Here is a 14,652-nt window from a genome sequence, read left to right as displayed (position 1 = left end):
CGCTAATTCTGGATTAAGGAAGGAAGAAAGTATAGGAAATGGAAGGCTTTTTGGATTTCAAGGAATAGGAAATGAGAGTAGAAAGGATGTGAACCAAGAAATTAACGGGAGATCTATGGCGAGTATGTTCAATTTCAAGTCTATTTTTGAGGTAGCCAAAAATCGTCTCAATGATCGACCTTTTTCTCAGCAAAATCTTTTCATGTAGTGAAATTAATGCGTTTTTCATCCCCTTTTTCACCTTGGTAACAAGTTTCAAACCGCGGTTAAACAACTCTTGGAAAAGCTCTTTTTTAATATAGCCTTTATCACCAAACAAAAGACCGGTTAATTTCTTAGTTAGGTTTGCTACAGGCTCTCTATCGTCAACATTACCTCTTGTAAGCGTAAAAGCTTGAATTTCACCTTTCTCGTTAATTATCAAATGTAGTTTAAAGCCGAAAAACCAGCCATATGTACTCTTGCTTAATTTTGCAATTCCAGCAAAAACCTTATTTCTTGATATTCTTTTTGCATGGCAAACTGCAATAGGAGTTGTATCTATGTATGAGATTCCAGTAAGTTCTGACCATCCGCAAAGGCACTGTAATAGCGTGGCTAAATGCCACAAAACCCTGGGCTTTAGAGCAACAAACCTAGTGTATGAAGGCAACTTCGAAAACTCTGTTTGTAGAGCAATGTTAGGTAATGCAGGTAGAAAGCCTTAAAATTTTCACAGGGAGATTGCTGATACAGGAGGATTATTGTGATAATTTCCGAATGTGTAATTTCTGGCACTCTTGTGGGTTTTTACCGTTTGGCAGTAGTTTATCTGCAAAATTTTTCTCTATATCTCTGCAAAAATCATCGACCAGACAAAACAGTTTTGTTATATCTTCCATGGGTAACCTCATCTATTTTTTTCTATTTGTTGAGTTTACCCTACTCTCCTGACTTTTCTATTCTCTTTTTAATCCAGAATTAGCGTTTTAAGAGAGCTAGTACAATTTCTTACAGGTTTCATACATGATAAGAGTTTTATTTTTAGCTAAACCAATTGAAATAAGCTATAAAATCTGTTAAAGTCAGCTTTGTGCAAGCACCCTTAGCTCAGTTGGATTAGAGCATTTGACTACGGATCAAAAGGTCGGGCGTTCAAGTCGCTCAGGGTGCACCATATTTTATAGGAAATAGAAGTCATACTTGAAATTCATATATGTAATACCTATCTTTAAAGGTAAAATACTGAGCTATTATATATGAACAAAAAAGACTACTATGATCTGCTAGAAGTGAGCAGAAATGCTAGTACTGACGAGATAAAAAAAGCATATAAAAAACTAGCATTAAGATATCATCCCGACAGAAATCCTGGTAATAAGGAAGCAGAGGAAAAATTTAAAGAAGTAACAGCTGCATATGAAGTTCTATCTGACTCTGAAAAAAGAGCAGGTTATGATCGTTATGGTCACGATGGTGCTTCCGGTGGATTTGATTTCAGCCAAGCTGGAGGGGATTTTAGCGATATATTTAACGATTTTTTTGGTGCAGGATTCGGCGGCAGTACAAGTAGGTCAAGAACAAAAAGAAGTACAACAGGAGTATCTGGAGCAGATCTGCGCTACGACCTTAAAATTACCTTGGAAGATGCATTTAAAGGAATACAAGCACCTATACATTATGTGACAAATATAAAATGTAATACATGCCAAGGCACAGGTAGCGAAGGAGCAATCAAACCAGTTCAGTGCAACACATGCCAGGGAAGCGGTAGAATTAGAACTCAACAGGGCTTTTTTACCATTGAAAGAACGTGTACTACATGCTATGGGGAAGGAGAAATAATACAAAATAAATGTAAGAAATGCGGTGGAAGTGGACGTAAAAGAGATGAAGTAAATATCTCCGTTTCAATTCCAAAAGGCATAGAAGAAGGAGCTAAGGTAAGGGTCAGTGGTAAAGGAGAAGCTGGAGCAAGAGGTGGAAAAAGCGGAGATTTATACGTATGTGTAAAAATAGCTACTCATCAGATCTTCACTCGCAATAGAGCAGATTTACACTGTAAAGTGCCCATAAGAATGACACTAGCAGTACTTGGTGGTGAAATCGATATTCAATCAATTGATGGAGCTAAAATAAAAGTAAAGGTCCCTGAAGGCACTCAAACTGGTACCAAACTACGTTGTAGGGAAAAGGGTATGCCATATATGAACTCACATGCTCGTGGTGATTTATACGTACAGGTAATAGTTGAGACTTTAAATCCAAAGAATTTAACCCAAAAGCAGATTGAGCTATTAAAAGCGCTTGAGGAAGGGGAACATGAAAGTGTAGAGCAGAAATCTGAAGGATTCTTTGGAAAAGTAAAAAAAAAATGAGAAATTTGCTAAATGATATAAAGAGGTAGCTGTCTACACTTAATTCTTTTTACCAATTTGAAAGCCTTCTCTTTTAGTGAAAAGATTTTTTTAAGTTATGCAAAAGTGATAAATTCCTTTATTTAAGGTCGAAGTTTTGCTATCCTCGCATTTTAATAATTTAAAATTAATGAACATAAACAAAAATGAGTTTTTATTTCTTCCTCTTGGAGGAGTAGGAAGAATTGGGATGAACGTTAGCCTATATCATTATCAAGGCAAGTGGATTATGATCGACCTTGGTATCGGTTTTGCAGATGAAACTATGCCAGGTGTTGAGCTACTCATTGCTGATGTAGATTTTATTGCTCAAAGAAAAAAAGATTTGCTTGGAATAATAATTACACATGCACATGAAGATCACTGTGGTGCAGTGCCTCATCTGTGGGAAGAGTTAGAATGTCCCATATATACAACAAAGTTTACGGTTAACTTTCTCAAAGAAAAATTGAAAGAATTTCGATTGGAAGGTATAGTGCCTTTGAAAGAGGTGGACATAAATGGCAGCATAAATTTGGGTTCTTTTACCGTTGAGTTTATAAATGTAACTCATTCAGTTCCTGAAGCAAATTCAATATTAATTAGCACTGAAATGGGTAGTGCACTCCATACCGGAGACTGGAAATTTGACCCAAAACCTGTTGTTGGATTAATTTCTAATATAGAGCGTTTAAAAGAAATTGGCGATAAAGGTGATCTACTTGCAGCAATTTGTGATTCAACAAACATACTGAGCAAACACGACCCTGAATCAGAAAGTGAAATTTATGATAATATTTACAATATAATAAACCGGTCTAAAAAATTGATTGCTGTATCGCTATTTGCCTCAAATGTGGCGCGAATTGAGACTATCGCTAAAGCTGCACAAGCACTAAATAGAAAAGTGGTTTTACTTGGCAGATCTTTATGGAGAATAGTGAAAGTTGCTCAGGATAGTGGTTATTTAACTGATTCTCCTGAGTTTCTAGAAGCAAAGGAGGCAGTAAATTTTCCAAGGGAAAAGCTGGTGCTACTTTGCACAGGTTGTCAAGGTGAGCCACTGGCAGCAACCTCAAGGCTTGCTAATAAGAGTCATCAAGCATTTAAAATGCAGCAAGGTGATACCATGATCTTTTCATCAAAAATCATTCCTGGCAATGAAACTCGTGCACATAACATGCTCAATGCCTTTATTGAGATGGGAGTGGAAGTTATTACTGAAAAAACAGAGAATGTTCATGCTTCCGGACATCCAGTAAAAGCAGAGCTAAGGGAAATGTATTCTTTGATAAAACCTAAGATAGCTATTCCAGTTCATGGTGAGTATATTCATACGGATGCACATGTAAAGTTCGCTAAAGAGTGCGGTGTGAAAAAAGCAATAATGATTGCACCAGGTGATATTGTTAATTTGGAGAATGGAGAAAAAGTTAGTTCAATTGATGTTGACTACTTTGGTATTGATGGTGCGTTGCTACGCCATCCAGAATGCAGCGTTATAAAGATGCGTGAGAGAATGAGAGATGCTGGGGTTATTGTAGTAACAGCAATTGTGAATAAGAAAAACAAATTGCTCGCTAAGCCAAAAGTATTTGCACCTGGTGTTTTCGAAGCGCAAGAAGATGCAGCCATTATGCAAAAGATCATAGAGAAGGTTGAGTCAGCATTTAGTCCACAACCGATAAAAAAAATAAGAAATAAGATTGAAAGTTCAATATTTAGTATCTTAAAGGAATATTTACTAAAAAGACCTATAATTGAAGTCCAAATAGAACAGGTATAGAAATATACCTCTTTTTATTAACCATTATTTGAGTAAGAAGTTAACAATGTATTCTTTGATGTTATTTCAGCATGCAATACTGGAATCCATAAAAAAAAATCAGTGTCAGATCACACAACTATACAAACATTGTGATTTGAATCTACCAGAAGGGTGCCATCTCAACGCCCAGGCAAACATTGTAGTTTTAGAGCAATCTCCACCAGTAGAGTGTCATCCCAGTGCTCTGACACTGGAATCCAGTTTTTCATGCAACCTTGTCAAAGACGTTTATTTTAGAATAAAACAGCTACTTTTATGCTTGCCACCTCAGTGCACTTACTTGCAGTCAAATTTCTGGATTCCAGTGTCAAGTACTGCAGAAATTGATTTACTCTACTGTCATGCAGTTTAACTTCAAAAGTAAGCTATTTGCTGAGATGACAGGAGGTAATGCAAGAAATCTAATGAAGCTATTCGTTCAACTGGTGTTATTTATTTCGTTATTTATTCCTTATTCCACAAAAGCTGTTTTATATGTTGATATAAAAAAAAGCAATATTGGTAATATTGATCTTGTTGTATCTAAATGTGCATGCAAGACAGAAGTGGAAAGTGAGCTAAGTGAAAGCATCACAAAAGTAATTGAAACAAATCTATCTAATTGTGGCTTATTTAATGTGAAACGTAACACGAAAGTTGAGTCTTGGAAAAGCGATACTGTAGTCACAGTAAGTTTAAGTGAAGTATCAAACAGAAATTTAGAGCTATCTTTTCGTTTATCTGACAGCTTTACAAACAGAGAATTACTTACTCAGTCGGTTGTTTTTCTAGCAAAAGACTGGAGGAAAATTAGTCATCTTGTTTCAGATCTGATACATGATAGATTGATTGGTGAGAAAGGGCATTTCAATACAAAAATTACATATATCGCTGAAGAAAAAGATAGCAATTACAAATCCGTCCGTAAAATTGCTGTGATGAATCAAGATGGAAGTAATATAAAGTACTTAACAAATGGTGAGAAATTTGTGTCAACACCAAGATTTTCACCAAATGGAAAGGGTATTGTTTATATATCATACACAAATGGTAAAAGTTATATAATATTAAAAAATTTAAAAGATAACACTGAATCAATAATCAGCGCATTTGAAGGAGTTATTTCTGCACCAAGATTTTCTCCTGATGGTAAATCTCTTCTTATTTCCCACTCATTGAGTGGTGAAACAAATATATTATCTCTAGACTTAAGTAGTAAACGAACAAAAAAAATTACTAAAGGTTCAGCTATAAGTACTTCTCCCTCTTTGTCTCCAGATCAAAAGTACATGGTTTTTAGTTCTGATATAAGTGGAAGTCAGCAACTATATATCATAGATTTCACTAAAAAAAGCAAAAAACCCAAGAGAATTAGTTTTGGAAATGGAAGATATGCTACACCTGTTTGGTCGCCAAAAGGAGATCTGATAGCTTTTACAAAAATTCAGTCAGGAAAATTTTACATAGGAGTTATGAAGCCAGATGGCAAAGAAGAGCGCTTGCTTTCAGAGGGACATAAAATTGAATCTCCGGCATGGCTACCAAATGGCAGAGAAATTATCTTTACTAACGCAGAATCACCAAGCAACTCTAAATTATATTTAGTAGATTTAGTAAAGAAAAATCAAAAAATGGTTTTTACTCCAACGAATGCTTCTTTACCAGATTGGTCTTATTTCTGAAAGTAGATCTATAAAATCGTTATAAATCTTGCTTTATCTTAATCGTTTATAACCTTCGGTACTACGAAATACCCATGCTCTGATTTTGTATTGGATAATATTTCTTCTTTAATGTTTTGAGAATTTATAATATCATCGCGTACATGAATATCCTTATCTATAGTTCCATAACGCATAGGAGAAACACCTTCAGTATTAACTTTCAACAAAGTATCATGTATCCAATCCAGCATTGTTAGTTCTTTTGAGTAGTATTGAATCTCATCATCGGATAACTTAATCCTCACAAGCTGTGCAGTTTTAAGCATTTCTTCTTTAGTAATTGTTATTTTTCTCTTATTTGCAAATTCTATTAACGAAGTGATAACATCTTCTGTTGATCTAGCTGGCACTTTTACCTCCTTGCGTAAAGCAAATTAAAATATTTGCAATTGAAACAACCTCTATCTTATCATTTTTTTCGAATTTGTGAAATATGGTGTCCGTAATTACTAATTTATCCAGAGAAGAGGAAGAGATTTTCTCAACTGCATTTCCTGAAAGTATTCCATGTGTAATGCACGAAACTACAGACTTTGCTCCTCGGTTTTTTAAAGCAAGAGCTGCATTACATAATGTTCCGCCAGAGTCAACTATATCATCAACAATGACGCAATTTTTGTTTGCAACTTCTCCGATTACATTCATTACCTCAGATGTACCTGCTTTTTCTCTATATTTATCTACTACAACAATATCATTATCCAACTTGTGTTTTTCCTCTAAAATCTTTGCAAAAGCACGAGCTCTGCCAATTGCTCCAACATCAGGCGCAACTATTGCCAAGTTTTCCTTGTATATAGAGTTAACAAATACTTCAAAACAGCTTAGATTAGTAACTGGTATATCAAAAAAACCTTCAATTTGACTTGAATGCAAATCAATAGCAGCAACACTGTTTGCACCGGCTGTTTGAATAAGATTTGCAGTTAATTTAGCACTTAAAGCAGATTGCATATTATTGTTTTTAATAACCCTATCCTGCCTACTGTATCCATAATAAGGAATAATAGCTGTTATTCTCTTGGCTCCAGATCTCTTTGCTGCATTAATTGTAAGCAGAAGCTCCATAAGGTTATCATTTACAGGGGAAGAAATAGATTGTACTACGTATACTTCTTGATCACGTAGATCATTTGCTACTTCTACATTTACCTCACCATCAGCAAATCTTGACACCTGATTGGGGAATAGCTGAGCATTTAGCCCACTTGCTATTGAATCTCCTAATTGTTTACTAGTGCTACCTATTATTACCTTCATATATCAATTAAGTTTTGAAAATTATACAGAAACCATGGAATGATTAAAACTTTATTCTTGCCGCCAAGTGGATCATAGAAACGGAAAAGTTACTCGCAACATTTCACTAGCTTTCTTATCATAATAACGGTACTGGCTGAGTTCATTAAGTAATTTTATGGGCAGTGGAATGATAAAAAGCGTTTTCACAAACACATTTTACTACATAATCAGCGCTAATATTAAAATGCTTATAAAGAGCTTCATAAGGTGCTGATTCTCCAAAATTTTTCATGCCAATAAATATACCGTTTGAGCCTACATATTTATGCCAACCTACTTCACTTCCAGCTTCAATTGCAACTTTGATGCTGTCATTATTTAATATTACCCCTTTATATTCATCACTTTGCTCGTCAAAAAGCCTCCAACACGGCATAGAAATGACCCTTGTACCCACACCTTTTTCCTGTAATTTTTCTCTTGCCTCAACTGCAATTTCAACTTCAGATCCGGTAGCAAATATCGTCACTTCTAGCTTCCCTGAATATTCGCATAGTATATATGCACCAAATTTTGATAGGTTGGCCAATTGGTCAGTATAAGAGTGCATGTAATTAATATTTTGCCTTGAAAGCGCAAATAGTGCAGGTGACTCTTTTTTTTTAAGTGCAATGCTAATGCACTCCAAAGTTTCAATTGCATCTGCTGGCCTAAAAACATACAGATTTGGTATAGCTCTCAGAGAAGCTAAATGCTCTATTGGCTGGTGAGTTGGACCATCCTCCCCTACTCCAATTGAGTCATGAGTCATTACATATATAACCTGCTGTTTCATCAAAGCTGAAAGACGTATAGCAGGGCGGCAGTAATCGGAAAATACTAAAAAAGTTCCACCATAAGGAATAATTCCACCATGAAGAGCCATACCATTCATACAAACTGCCATAGCATGCTCTCTTACTCCATAGTGGACATAAGAACCATCATAATTATTACTATCTATTGCCTGCATGTGCTTATATTTAGTACAATTTGAGCCGGTAAGATCAGCAGAGCCACCAATTAGTTCTGGCATTGACTTAGTCAATAGTTCCATTACTCTGCCGAAAGAAGACCTAGTCGCTTCTTTTGGCATTAGCTCACATATTTGTTTCTTCAGGTTAGCTAAGTCATTTTCGATATTGTCTGGCAAACGTTTCTCAAGTCTTCTTTGTAGTTCTTCATTGATCAAGGATGTATAGTTTTGCTTTGCCCTCTTAACTGTTTCTATCCAAGCGTTTCTCACATCTTCTGGTACATGAAATTGTTCATAGTCCCAATTTAATTTTTCTCTCATCTGTTTTGCATCTTCCTCTGTAAAGGCACCACTATGAGCAGAAGATGTGCCAGCACGGCTCGAAAATTTTCCGATAATAGTTTTGCAACAGATTAGTGTAGGTTTATCAGACTTTTGTGCCTGTTCTATTGCAAGGGATATGGAATCAAAGTCATGCCCATCGATTTTGTCAACATTCCATCCATACGCTAAAAAACGCTTTTCTACATCATCAGAACAAGAGAGGCTAGTAGAGCCGTCTATAGAGATGTCATTGTCGTCAAAAAGTGCTATCAGCTTATTTAATTTAAGATGCCCAGCAAGGGACGCTGCTTCATGGCTTATACCTTCCATAAGACAGCCATCTCCTAGCATTACATAAGTGTAGTGACTGATTTCAAACTGCTTTTCAAGAATCGATTCAGCAAGTGCCATGCCAACAGCAGTGGCAAATCCTTGACCAAGCGGGCCTGTTGTTGCTTCTATACCAGAAGTTAAGCCAAATTCTGGGTGACCTGGAGTTTTTGATGTAAGTTGCCTGAAGTTTTTTAGTTCATCTATACTAATGTAGCCTGTCAGATATAATATAGAGTATTGCAACATTGAACCGTGACCATTTGATAGGACGAAACGATCTCTACTGATCCATTGAGAATCATCAGGGTTATGGTTTAGGTATTTAGCAAATAATACAGTAGCAACATCTGCCATGCCAAGTGGCATACCTGGATGTCCAGAATTTGCTTTTTGTACTGCATCAATTGATAAAAAGCGGACAGCATTTGCCATGGATTTTAGTAGTAAATGATTCATGTATTAATAGGAAAACTTAAAGGTGAAGTATACTATATCATAGTGGCAAAAACAAGTTGACACTTAATGTTAAAATCATTAATAATTTATAGTTAGATTGTGAGAATTTTTGTATGACAACTGTTATCAATAGAAAGTATAGAATCAGTCGCAGGCTTGGTGTAAACTTATGTGGTAGAGCAAAAGATTCGGTCAATAAAAGAAAATACCCTCCAGGTCAGCATGGTATTCTTGGATTTAGGAAGTTATCTGATTTTGGTAAGCAGTTTGCTGCACATAAAAAATTTAAGTTCTACTATGCAATTTCAAGTAAGCAGCTTAGACGTACATTTTTAGATGCCTACAAAAGAAAGGGTTATACGGCTGATAATTTTATTGGTGCCTTAGAATCAAGGTTAAGCTCTGTTTTATATCACTCTGGTTTTGTGCCAACAATTTACTCGGCAAAACAGCTTATATCTCATAAACATGTTACAGTTAATGATAAGGTGGTTAACATATCAAGTTATAGAGTGAAGCCTGGTGATATAGTAAAAATAAGGGAAAGAGCAGCAAAAATTCCTATATTAATAGAGGCTGAACAAAAGCAAGAACGTAAGGCTCCAGATTATTTAGAGGCAGATAGCAAAGCACTTTCAGTGAAGTATTTGAGAGCGCCTCAATATTCCGAAGTCCCATATTCAGCAGACATGGAAGTCAATTTAGTAGTAGAATTTTACTCTAGGTGAACAACATAAGGCCCGTGTGGCGGAATCGGTAGACGCAGCGGACTTAAAATCCGTGGGTTTTGCGACCTTGGGAGTTCAAGTCTCCCCATGGGCACCAGTTTAATTTATTAAAAAAGTATGAAATGGCTTGATATAGAAGATATTGCAGAAGCTCTAGAAGAGAAATTTCCAAATGAAGATATAATTAGTGTTAGATTCACTGAACTTAAAAGAAAAGTCTTGGATTTAGAAGAGTTTGATGATGATGAAAAGTATTGTAATGAAAAAATATTAGAGGCCATTCAAGCAGCTTGGATTGCAGAAAGATCTTAAAAAACAGATAGCTATAAGAAAATTACTGCATACAGTAAAAAGATAATCTTCTTGGAAATACTATACTTTACTCGAATTTTAATTAGCTTCATAATAATTTAATAAATTACAATTAAAAATGATTACAAGTTAGGCAAAAATATACAAATACTGCTTTTATGTGTGAAGCTGGAGGTGTAGTTATTGTAAATCAGCTACAATCCAAGCTAGCACTACTGGAACTGACATAACTCCAGGATATGTTAAACCTACCGGATAATAAAATTTGATTTGTGAGGTTGTTATATTTAAAATATACCAATATTGTATATCTTCTAGGTTACTAAACATTTGTTTAATGTTGTCTACAATTGTGTTATTAACCGGTTGTTTTGCAACAATTCTTTCGGGTTCTACACAAGAGATTAAAATGAAAGTAGTAGATGATAACGATAACTTAGTAGAAAAAGTCAAATGTGTCATACGTGACCCATCTGGAACGAATCATTCTCTCACATCTAACCCTGGAACAGTGGTTATTCATCGAGGTTCGGGATCATTGTTTGTTGATTGCAAAAAAAGAAGATTATAAAAAATTAAATGTGATGGTAGGTGAAAGTTTTAATAGCGTTACCTTATTGAATCTACTATGGTTACCTGGTTTTGCTGTCGATGCAATTACTGGAGCTTATAAACAATATCCATCACACTATGTTGTGAATATGACAAAATCTGATTAATAGAAAACTATGCTTAAATATAGCGGGCCAAAGAAATTAAAATCTACAATAGAAAACTATGCATTAAAATGCATGAAAAATAAGATCAGCAAAAATGAAATACGTCTTATTTTAAACTGGAAAAGTATAGTTGGAGAGGAATTAGCAGAATGTACAAAACCACAAAAGATCTCATACGCACAAAACGTAAACTCTGGTGTGCTGTATCTGTTAGTAACAAATGGCAGTAAAGCATTAGAAATGCAGCATATGGTTTCTCTTGTAATAGAAAAAATTACAGTTTTTTTTGGCTATAAAGCAGTATACGGTATAAAAATCAAGCAAGGGAGTTGACTATTTAACTATATCAGGTTAACCTAGTTACATAGGATAAGTTGGTATATTGAAGTGAGTAGAATTTGTGAGTTAACAAATAGAAAAAAGTCTTTTGGTAATAAGGTATCGCATTCAAATCGTAAAACAAAGCGTACCTTTCTCTTAAATTTACATAAGGTTACATTAACGAGTAATATATTAAAAAAAAAGTTTAGCTTTCGTATAGCGACAAGAACTTTAAGAACTATAGATTATAAAGGTGATCTTGATGCTTTCTTGCTCAATACAAAAACAATTAAACTAAGTAAAGAAGCACAAAAGATAAAAAGAAGATTAAAGAAAGTTTTAGCAAAACAAGAGGTAGAATTAGCTGTTTCAGATGCATAGTAAGCCTATATGGCTCAGAGCAAAAGCTCCAGCTGGTAAAATATTCAATGAAACCTTAAACACTGTTAAGCTACATAACTTACATACAGTATGCGAAGAAGCTGCGTGTCCAAATATTGGTGAATGTTGGAATAAACGTCATGCTACTGTGATGATTCTCGGTTCTGTTTGTACTCGTGCTTGTGCGTTTTGCAACGTTGCAACTGGCATTCCTGATAAGCTCGATCCTCATGAACCAGAAAATTTAGCAAAAGCGATAAAAAAGTTAAATTTAAAGCATGTTGTCATTACCTCTGTTGACCGCGATGATTTAGCAGATGGTGGTGCAAATCAGTTTATAAGGTGTATAGAAGAAATTAGAAAGATAACTTCGGAAACAACAATAGAGATTCTTACTCCTGATTTTTTAAATAAGAAAGGAGCGTTTGAAGCAATAGCTGTTGCATCACCTGATGTTTATAACCACAATATCGAAACAGTACCAAAACTGTATGCAAAAATAAGGCCAAGAGCTCGTTATTTTCATTCACTGTATTTGCTAAAGATGGTGAAACAGATCAATTCTAAGCTTTTCACGAAGTCAGGGCTTATGGTTGGTCTCGGAGAAACAAAGGAAGAAATATTTCAGGTCATGGATGATTTACGTAGCGCCGAAGTTGATTTCATTACAATTGGTCAATATTTGCAACCAACTCCAAAACATGCAAAGATTGATAGATATGTTACCCCAGAAGAGTTTGAGCATTATAAATATATTGCTTATTCCAAAGGCTTTTTGGTAGTTGCATCAAGCCCACTAACTCGGTCATCATACCACGCTGAAGAAGATTTTAACAGACTTGCTGCTGCTAAAACTTCAACCTAATTTAACCTATCTGTTCAAAGAAATGTGCACTCCCTTTCTTTTCATTCAAGTAGCCTCTTATCCTTCCAGTGGCCCATCGGTGTTATTTCAGTAACACCTGTTATTCGAGTAGCCTAACACTGAAACCAAGAGGACTGACCAGGCAATCAGAACTGGTCACGCGCTGGAATGACACCTTCATAAATTGCTAGGCCTTCATAATGTCATCCCAGTTTCCTCTTTACTCTTGTCATCCTAGTACTTGATACTGGGATCCAGAAGACTGATTAGTCAATCAGAACTGGTCACGCGCTGGAATGACATCATTGTTTTTTGCATGAAAAGACTGGATTTTCATGATACCCACTTATTATAGTATTTCCTAAAGTAAATGATAAAGGTATAATAAAGTATTTGAGTTATAATGGCATATAGTGTGGATTTAAGGGAAAAGGCAGTATTGATGATAGAAAAAGGGAAGACAAAGGTTGAGATAGCAGAGCTCATGGAGATAGGAATAGCAACGCTGTACCGCTGGTTAAAAAAGAAAGCTGCTGGTGAAAGCCTAAAGCCATCTAAAAACGGTAGCTTTATTCGAAAAATAGACCCAAAAATACTCGAAGAATATGTTACAAAGAATCCAGATCATACTCTGGCAGAGATGAAACAAAATCTTGGATTTGGAATAAATTCAATTTGGTATAGACTAAAACAGCTAAAAATTACTTTAAAAAAAAGTCACACTATATCAAGAGCGCAATCAAGAAGATAGGCAGCAATTTATTGATAAAATCTCAAAAATAGACCATTCCAGCATCTTATATATAGATGAAGCAGGAGTTGATAATAAGTTATACCGAGAATATGGACGTGCTCCAAGAGGAAAGAAAATTTATGCAGATATTCCAGCGAGAGAGAATCAGCATAGTAGCCGGGTGGATTGGAATGAGATTTATTGCACCAATGACTTTCAAAGGTGGGTGTGACAAAGAGGTATTCAATATATGGTTGGAGAAGATGTTATACCAATTCTCATTATTAATGAACCAAATAAGAAGCATAGCAGAGTTGTTTAACCGTGGAAGGGGAAAAAGAGGTAATAAATTTACACAAAGCGCATTCAAGCAGAACAATTGTATCGTAGATTTTATTGCGTAAAATGTTCTGTTTTATATATAACCAAAACCTCTCAACAGGATTGAGTTCAGGTGAGTATGGTGGTAGGTATATAATTTCGATATTTTTAGGTGCCTTTAAATTTTTTGACTTATGCCAACTAGCGCAATCCATCACGAGAAAAGCCTTTCGTATTCCTAAATATTGCGACATCTGTTCAAGGAATATATTTATACAATCAGTGTTGACGTTTGGTGCAAATAAGCTAAAATTCTCTCCATTTCTGGGATTAACTGTACTATAGAGATAAAAATTTTCCCTACCTAATTTTACCTTAACCTGTGTCCTACTGCCTTTTTTAAACCACCCATGTCCAACTTTCGAATGTGTACCAAACCGTGATTCATCGAAGAAAAATAGCTCTTTTTCAGAATGCATGACAATAGTTTCATTGAGGTTTTTTTTTAAACTCCTCTTGCTTGTTTTTATCTTGTCCACTATGAACTGGTCTTGGTGTGATATATGAGAATTTCATTCTTTGCATATTACGATGTATTGCGGATTTGCTGATATTCAAACCAAATCTTTCTTGGATTCTTATTCTCATTTCTCTAATAGTAATATTGGGGTTTTCCTCTATCCACAACTCAATTCGTTCAAGTTGACTTTGGTTCAATATAGTTTTTCTACGGCGTTGAGGTGGAGCAAATAATTTTTCTTCTCTTCCAAATTTTATGTGCTTTATCCATGTAGTAATTGCCTTTCTCGAAATGCAACATATTTTTGCTACAGCTGTTATACTGTGCTTTTTTGCTGCAATTACAGCATTTAGTTTTTTTGCAACATACGCATTATTTCTTACTCTCTTCAGCATCTCTTTTGCTGATTTCACCACTTTTTCATCCAATAATTTTGATCTTAATGCCATCTAAACCTCGCTATTTTACTTACTTCA

Annotated in this window: 15 protein-coding genes, 2 tRNA genes and 1 pseudogene; 13 read left to right on the top strand and 5 right to left on the bottom strand. The window is 35.2% G+C overall.

Going from position 1 to position 14,652, the window contains the following annotated elements; genetic code table 11:
* Window positions 1–13 precede the first annotated feature (13 nt).
* Window positions 14–881, bottom strand: a pseudogene (locus tag O1Q06_RS01375) (IS982 family transposase).
* A 197-nt stretch (window positions 882–1,078) separates the two neighbouring features.
* On the opposite strand from O1Q06_RS01375, the gene O1Q06_RS01370 reads away from it, so the two are divergent.
* The 4 genes from O1Q06_RS01370 to O1Q06_RS01355 all read left to right on the top strand — a co-directional run bounded on the left by O1Q06_RS01370 (window position 1,079) and on the right by O1Q06_RS01355 (window position 5,864).
* Window positions 1,079–1,156: transfer RNA gene (locus O1Q06_RS01370), tRNA-Arg, on the top strand.
* 82 nt (window positions 1,157–1,238) lie between these two features.
* The gene (gene dnaJ, locus O1Q06_RS01365) at window positions 1,239–2,357 is read left to right on the top strand and encodes a molecular chaperone DnaJ (protein ID WP_410542812.1); all 1,119 of its coding nucleotides are present in this window, start codon (window positions 1,239–1,241) and stop codon (window positions 2,355–2,357) included.
* A 169-nt stretch (window positions 2,358–2,526) separates the two neighbouring features.
* Window positions 2,527–4,161, top strand: coding sequence for a ribonuclease J (locus tag O1Q06_RS01360; RefSeq protein WP_410543124.1), 1,635 nt, complete (start codon window positions 2,527–2,529; stop codon window positions 4,159–4,161).
* Window positions 4,162–4,607: 446 nt separating this feature from the next.
* Complete coding sequence (locus tag O1Q06_RS01355) at window positions 4,608–5,864, top strand: protein TolB (protein ID WP_410543123.1); 1,257 nt, start codon at window positions 4,608–4,610, stop codon at window positions 5,862–5,864.
* A 38-nt stretch (window positions 5,865–5,902) separates the two neighbouring features.
* Here O1Q06_RS01355 and gatC read toward each other — a convergent pair whose 3' ends face one another.
* From gatC to tkt, 3 genes are all read right to left on the bottom strand, one after another.
* Complete coding sequence (gene gatC / locus O1Q06_RS01350; protein ID WP_007302647.1) at window positions 5,903–6,256, bottom strand: Asp-tRNA(Asn)/Glu-tRNA(Gln) amidotransferase subunit GatC; 354 nt, start codon at window positions 6,254–6,256, stop codon at window positions 5,903–5,905.
* The gene (locus O1Q06_RS01345; protein ID WP_410542811.1) at window positions 6,246–7,166 is read right to left on the bottom strand and encodes a ribose-phosphate diphosphokinase; all 921 of its coding nucleotides are present in this window, start codon (window positions 7,164–7,166) and stop codon (window positions 6,246–6,248) included. The genes gatC and O1Q06_RS01345 overlap by 11 nt, the downstream gene beginning before the upstream one ends.
* Before the next feature lie 145 nt (window positions 7,167–7,311).
* Window positions 7,312–9,276: a transketolase gene (gene tkt / locus O1Q06_RS01340; protein ID WP_410542810.1), complete on the bottom strand. Its 1,965-nt coding sequence runs from the start codon at window positions 9,274–9,276 to the stop codon at window positions 7,312–7,314.
* Between the two features lie 113 nt (window positions 9,277–9,389).
* Between tkt and rpsD the strand changes: the two genes are divergently transcribed.
* The 9 genes from rpsD to O1Q06_RS01295 all read left to right on the top strand — a co-directional run bounded on the left by rpsD (window position 9,390) and on the right by O1Q06_RS01295 (window position 13,739).
* Window positions 9,390–10,004 carry a 30S ribosomal protein S4 gene (rpsD, locus tag O1Q06_RS01335; protein WP_410542809.1) on the top strand — a complete coding sequence of 205 codons (615 nt, stop codon included), beginning with the start codon at window positions 9,390–9,392 and terminating at the stop codon, window positions 10,002–10,004.
* 10 nt (window positions 10,005–10,014) lie between these two features.
* Window positions 10,015–10,101, top strand: a tRNA-Leu gene (locus O1Q06_RS01330).
* Between the two features lie 20 nt (window positions 10,102–10,121).
* Window positions 10,122–10,316, top strand: coding sequence for a Fe-S cluster assembly protein IscX (gene iscX, locus O1Q06_RS01325; RefSeq protein WP_410542808.1), 195 nt, complete (start codon window positions 10,122–10,124; stop codon window positions 10,314–10,316).
* 542 nt (window positions 10,317–10,858) lie between these two features.
* Window positions 10,859–11,035 (top strand): hypothetical protein, encoded by a 177-nt coding sequence (locus tag O1Q06_RS01320; protein ID WP_410542807.1) that lies wholly within the window; start codon window positions 10,859–10,861, stop codon window positions 11,033–11,035.
* A 72-nt stretch (window positions 11,036–11,107) separates the two neighbouring features.
* On the top strand, window positions 11,108–11,368 hold the full coding sequence (locus O1Q06_RS01315; RefSeq protein ID WP_410541974.1) for a DciA family protein: 261 nt from the start codon (window positions 11,108–11,110) through the stop codon (window positions 11,366–11,368).
* Window positions 11,369–11,422: 54 nt separating this feature from the next.
* Window positions 11,423–11,737 carry a 50S ribosomal protein L28 gene (gene rpmB / locus O1Q06_RS01310; protein WP_410542806.1) on the top strand — a complete coding sequence of 105 codons (315 nt, stop codon included), beginning with the start codon at window positions 11,423–11,425 and terminating at the stop codon, window positions 11,735–11,737.
* Complete coding sequence (lipA, locus tag O1Q06_RS01305; protein ID WP_410542805.1) at window positions 11,730–12,602, top strand: lipoyl synthase; 873 nt, start codon at window positions 11,730–11,732, stop codon at window positions 12,600–12,602. Before rpmB ends, lipA begins: the two co-directional genes overlap by 8 nt.
* A 403-nt stretch (window positions 12,603–13,005) precedes the next feature.
* Window positions 13,006–13,353, top strand: coding sequence for a transposase (locus O1Q06_RS01300; protein ID WP_264336399.1), 348 nt, complete (start codon window positions 13,006–13,008; stop codon window positions 13,351–13,353).
* A 56-nt stretch (window positions 13,354–13,409) separates the two neighbouring features.
* Window positions 13,410–13,739 (top strand): hypothetical protein, encoded by a 330-nt coding sequence (locus O1Q06_RS01295; RefSeq protein WP_410542804.1) that lies wholly within the window; start codon window positions 13,410–13,412, stop codon window positions 13,737–13,739.
* Here the strand turns inward: O1Q06_RS01295 and O1Q06_RS01290 are convergent.
* Window positions 13,620–14,625 (bottom strand): IS630 family transposase gene (locus O1Q06_RS01290; protein ID WP_410542803.1). Its coding sequence is split into 2 segments (ribosomal slippage): window positions 13,620–14,162 and window positions 14,164–14,625, totalling 1,005 coding nucleotides; the frame shifts between segments, so codons are not numbered across the junction. The genes O1Q06_RS01295 and O1Q06_RS01290 overlap by 120 nt on opposite strands.
* Window positions 14,626–14,652: the final 27 nt, after the last annotated feature.

Origin of the sequence: Wolbachia endosymbiont of Tetranychus urticae (genome assembly GCF_046529255.1) — a bacterium.
In the GTDB taxonomy this organism is placed as follows: domain Bacteria; phylum Pseudomonadota; class Alphaproteobacteria; order Rickettsiales; family Anaplasmataceae; genus Wolbachia.
This window is presented reverse-complemented; position numbering and strand designations above follow the sequence as displayed.